Source organism: Bacillota bacterium, assembly GCA_040754675.1.
Lineage (GTDB): Bacteria > Bacillota > Limnochordia > Limnochordales > Geochordaceae > Geochorda.
In genome coordinates, this window is record JBFMCJ010000294.1 from 1 (window position 1) to 5,060 (window position 5,060).

Sequence of the window (5,060 nt, forward strand, 5' to 3'; positions counted from 1 at the left end):
TGTCCCGAAAATCGTGGAATTTGAAGGTGGCGGTCCCTCGAACCCCCGTGATATAACAGGGGTGCTTCAACGAAGGGAGGTAACCGCCACCGATGGAATCGTACCACGAACAGGGCACCATGGGAACCACCTTGCTCGAAACAGTGGCGAGCCGGGTCGGCGTAACCCTCGAGCAACTGATGGGTAGCATCAAAGAAGGTCTCCTGGCAATGGCCGTGACGGTAGGGCTCCAGGTCATGCACCAGATGATGGAAGAGGAAGTCAACCAGGTTGTGGGTGCTAAGGGCAAGCACAATCCTGGGCGGGAGGCTGTACGGCACGGCTCTGAGAAGAGGTCGGTTGTCCTGGGAGGACGGAAGGCTGTCGTGGAGCGGCCGCGGGTACGCACGCGGGATGGCCGGGAAGTGCGCCTGGAGACGTATGAGGCCTTCCGCGATGCCAGATTGCTCACCCAGGCCGCCATGGAGCGTATAATGCACGGGCTTTCCTGCCGGCAATACAGGCGTGGGCTGGAACCCGTGGGGGAAGGCGTGGGGCACTTGGGCACCTCAAAGAGCACCATCAGCCGCCGCTTCGTGGAGGCGACCCGTAAAGCCCTGGGAGAACTGATGGCCAGGCCGCTTGACGGGTTGAACTTGGCGGCCCTATTCATAGACGGCATCGTAGTGGCCGGGCGCACCGTGGTGGCAGCCATGGGGTTGGATCTGGGTGGCCACAAGCACATTCTGGGGACCTGGGAAGGGGCGACGGAGAACTCGGTCGTGTGCAAGTCGCTGCTTTCCGACCTCGCGGGCAGGGGTTTGCGGGTGGATCAGCCCTTGCTGGTGGTGATAGACGGGTCCAAGGCCCTCGCGGCGGCTGTGAGGGACGTCCTGGGCAAGTGTGCGGTGGTGCAGCGCTGCCAGGTCCACAAGGTGCGTAATGTCCTTGAGCACCTGCCCGAGGACGCCCGGTCGTGGGTGAAGCGGAAGCTGGACCGGGCGTACAACCAGGCCGACTATGCGGCCGCGCTGACCGCCCTCCAGGCGCTTGCCTCGGCCCTCGAGAAGCAATACCCCGGTGCCGCGGCCAGCCTGCGGGAAGGGCTCGAGGAGACGCTCACGGTGCTCAGGTTGGCGCTGCCGGACTTGCTCGCTCGCAGCCTCGCTCCACCAACGCCATTGAGTCGGCTTTCGACGCGGTGCGCACGGTGGCCCGTAACGTGAAGCGTTGGCAGAACGGCGAGCAGGTACTACGGTGGACGGCGGCGGGCCTACTGGAAGCTGAGTCCCGGCTCCACCGCATTGCTGGCTACCGTAATATTCCCCTTCTGATCCAAGCTCTCCAGAAAGAGGCGTTCCCAGATGCATCCAGGGAGGTCAAAACAGCCTAAAGAACGAGCGGGGCTCCGCCACGAGAATCCACGACATTCGGGACAACCCCCCGAGCTCCTCGGCGTGGATGTTCAGAAGGTGATCATACACGAGCGCCGCCGCATGGCTGGGGCAGATAATGCAGTCAGAAGGCAATGACCCACCAAGAAGCAAGGACCAGCGATTGTGAATGAGGTCGGGATAACTGAAGGCATGCAGGAAGCTTGTAATGGTTACGTCCCGCTTACCTGAGTAGCATCTCGCAATGGCCAAGGCCGGAACGACATGCGGGCCGCCCAGATGGTGAATGACATGAGGCCGGAACCATTCTATCAATTGGGGCATCATCATGTTCCCAACCGAAACATGCATACGTAAACCCGAACGACGACTGAGAAGGTCTGAGATGTACAGCTTTCTGTCAAGCGACACAGGCGAAGTCGCAAGGATGACTTTCTCGGCAAGACCATAGCGAACATAGTTCAATAGGAAGGCCTTGACGACGCTGTTCTTGCCAAGAATAGGAACTCTCTCATCCGTGATAAGATTTCCGGCTTCCCAATGTACCAACAGGACATGGATTTTCGTCCAGGTACTTTGACCCATTCTGGTCATCGAACAATCCTGCCCTCCCACATCCGCGTCTTGGACTTGGAGGGCTGTTGACGCCCTCTGTTGCCCGGTAAGAATCCGTCCACCCCCTCCCTGCCGCAGGGGCAGGGGTCGTTGCGGCCTACCTTGCCCGCGTCCACACCCAGCACGTTCAGTCGCCTTACATACATTCCCGGTCGAACGGCACCCCGTGGGCAGGGCCTCGACGTCTTTGCGCACCCCCGTGCCGCCCTCCACCACGAACCGCGGTACCCTGCGCGGGATACCCGCCCCCCAAGAGCTCACCGGGCTGACGGTACCAGAGTAACACGGGACTGCACCGCCTGCACCCACCAGCGCCGGTTCCCCGTGACGTTGTCCGGCAGGTCAGGCACCCGCATGTCCAACAGAACCCCCCACCCCAAGACGTGCCTCCAATGCTGCAGAACAACTTCTGAAGGCAACCGCGGCAACTGTGGAAGATGGTCTGAGCCCCAGGCGCGGATGCCCAGGACTGACAAAGACCGCCATGACCGCGTGCCGAGTTGCTGACTTCTCCCTCCCGTCTGGCTCGTCGGCTCCTCTTTTCGCCTAATGGCGACAGTCCCGACGGCTACCGCACAGCGCGGGAGATCACGAGGCTACCGAGCAGGGAAGCACCGAGCGCCCATACCAGCGATAATCCCGCAGGGAAAAGCACCCGCTGAGACAGCACGTTTCCGCCAAGAAGTACCGCTCGGAGACCTTCGGCCGCAATGCTGATCGGGTTTCCCGCGGCCACAGTACGAACCCACGCGGGAGCGGCCTCGAGGGGGTAGAACGCAGAGGAAGTTAACACCAACGGCAATATGAGGAGGTTCATCACGATATTGAAGGCTTCCTGACTTTTTATCAAGGCACACAGTGCTGAGAACGTCATACCCACAGCCCAGGTGAAGGCAACTACTTCCGCGAAGATAAACACCAGTTTGGGCCCGGTGTATACCGCAGTAACGCCCATCGCCTTGCCCACACCTAGTACCGCTGCCGTGTAGAGAACAGTTTGCCCGACAACCGACAAGATGTTAAACACCGGAATGAACCAGCGCGGCACAGGCTGCGCAAACAGAGCCTCCAGTTCCCCTGTGACGCGATCAACGTAAATGGGGGTGCCCGCGTGAACCCCCCTGTGCCAAGCCGCCATGGCGAGTATTCCAGGCAGCATGAAGCTGAGATACTGCACTCTCCCGCCGGCGTACGTGGCTTCGCGAACAACGCTGGCCATCACTTGCCCAAAGATGAGCAAGTACAGAGTAGGTTCCAACAGCGGCACGACCACGTTATGGGGGGATCCCAGGAACAGTCGCCATTGCCTGTAGGCCATTCCGATCATATCGCGAACACCTACTTCCCCGCCTCATGTGCTTCGCCCGAGGATTCAGCGTCGCCGACCAAAGCCAGGTATATGTCCTGGAACTTGGGCGGCACAACACGCACGGCCCGGATGGAGATCCCGTTCCGATCAAGCGCCGCTAAGAGTCTGGGTAGCATTTCTGCGCCCCGTTTGAACCGGAGCCGCAGCGTGTTACCCTCACATGCCCATTCCATGCCCAAACGTTCCAACTCCTCAGCGGGCGGCCTGCGGTCTGCCGCCAGATCCACTTCGGCAGTTGTCACGCCCAACTGTTCGGTAAGTGCCTTAACGCTCCCAGTTGCAACGACCCTACCCTTATCGATCAGTATGACGTCGTCGCATAGGGCCTCCACCTCTTCCATCTGGTGTGTGGTGATGAGCGTTGTTCCGCCGGAGGCTCGTACTAAGGCGGAGAGCTGTCCCCAAAACTCCACTTTCATTTTCGGGTCAAGGCCAATGCTCGGTTCGTCCAGGAAATAGCATTGGGCCGGAGACGCAAGAGTGCGGGCCACTTGAACCCTGCGGATCAGACCCCCGGAGAGCTGTTCGCAGCGGAATCTGATGTACTTCTCCAAGCCGAATACTTCTACCGCCCAGGACGCTCGGTGCTTGGCTTCACGCCAGGTAAGACCGCGGAGAAGCAGGTAGACAAGGATGTTATCCCAAACGGAAAGGTAATGATTCATCCACACGGACTGAGGCACGACGGCAGCACAGCGCCTCACTTTCGCAGCGTCTCGAATGATGTCATAGCCACACACGCGGGCAGTACCAGAGCATGGCTTAATGACGGTGGTCAGCATCCTTATAGTCGTGGTTTTCCCGGCCCCGTTCGGTCCGAGCAGCCCGCACACTCGCCCGGGATACACCTCAAAAGAAACCCCATCGGCGGCCCTGATCTGCCCGTAACGCTTATACAGGTTACAGCACTCAATCGCCACATCCAAGGAAGATCCCTCCCACAGGAAGCCAGCTTCAACCACCGGCAGCCTTCTCAATGCCCGGCCGAATGGCTTGTATCGCCTTGAACGGGTTCAGCAGGGTAAGAACTCCCCTGGTGCACAAGCCGGATCACCGCCCACCTGCTGCCATGCGGGACAACATGCTGCCTCTTGCTCATGCGGCACAACCCCTCCCATCCGGTAGGACTAGCCATCCACCCACATGCTACCACATATGGTAGACTCCCGCAACCACCACCCCTGCATCTTGGATGTACGTGGACTCCGAGATCCTCCGTCGGTCAAGGACTACCTGTCCTCCCGCCGTCTCCGTCCGGATCGGAGTGCCCCCATGACAACGAGTCCCATCGGCCTGAGGCAGGTCATACCAGCCCCAACAGGTGGTCGTGTTCTCCGACGACCCCAGGTTCATGGGTGACCTGGGCTGGCGCTGACGACGCATAACGGGATGTGCCCGTATACAGAAGTCTCGTTCCTCTGTTGATTCTCCAGGGCGGCCTTCTACATTCCGTTGGGCAAAGCAGAACTCCCTTCCTCCGACGAAAACACGGCCCCAACCAACGGGAGCAGTTGGCACCTACTTCGGTATTCTTCCGGACACTACGGACCTAACCCTGGTAAGGAAGCTCTGCTCCCAGGGCGCCCGTCGTCGTACAACGCCCGCTCCCCGAACCAAGGCCCACCAACCACCGGCAGGTTCGGGGCGGCGTTGGGGGAGAACGCCGCCCCGCGAGCACGCCGTCCGTTCCGTCAGCATCCCAC

At 60.4% G+C, this 5,060-nt stretch carries 4 protein-coding genes and 1 pseudogene; 1 reads left to right on the forward strand and 4 read right to left on the reverse strand.

Translation table 11 applies throughout. The features are described from left to right. Positions 1-245 precede the first annotated feature (245 nt). Positions 246-1,372 (forward strand): annotated as a pseudogene (locus AB1609_15185) (IS256 family transposase). On the opposite strand, the gene AB1609_15190 reads toward AB1609_15185, so the two are convergent. The 4 genes from AB1609_15190 to AB1609_15205 all read right to left on the reverse strand — a co-directional run bounded on the left by AB1609_15190 (position 1,359) and on the right by AB1609_15205 (position 4,277). Further along, the gene (locus tag AB1609_15190) at positions 1,359-1,967 is read right to left on the reverse strand and encodes a hypothetical protein (GenBank protein MEW6047800.1); all 609 of its coding nucleotides are present in this window, start codon (positions 1,965-1,967) and stop codon (positions 1,359-1,361) included. The pseudogene AB1609_15185 and the gene AB1609_15190 overlap by 14 nt on opposite strands. Before the next feature lie 278 nt (positions 1,968-2,245). Then, positions 2,246-2,368, reverse strand: a complete 123-nt coding sequence (locus AB1609_15195; protein MEW6047801.1) for a hypothetical protein — start codon at positions 2,366-2,368, stop codon at positions 2,246-2,248. Between the two features lie 188 nt (positions 2,369-2,556). Then, the gene (locus AB1609_15200; protein MEW6047802.1) at positions 2,557-3,315 is read right to left on the reverse strand and encodes an ABC transporter permease; all 759 of its coding nucleotides are present in this window, start codon (positions 3,313-3,315) and stop codon (positions 2,557-2,559) included. Positions 3,316-3,326: 11 nt separating this feature from the next. Next, positions 3,327-4,277 (reverse strand): ABC transporter ATP-binding protein, encoded by a 951-nt coding sequence (locus AB1609_15205; protein MEW6047803.1) that lies wholly within the window; start codon positions 4,275-4,277, stop codon positions 3,327-3,329. Positions 4,278-5,060: the final 783 nt, after the last annotated feature.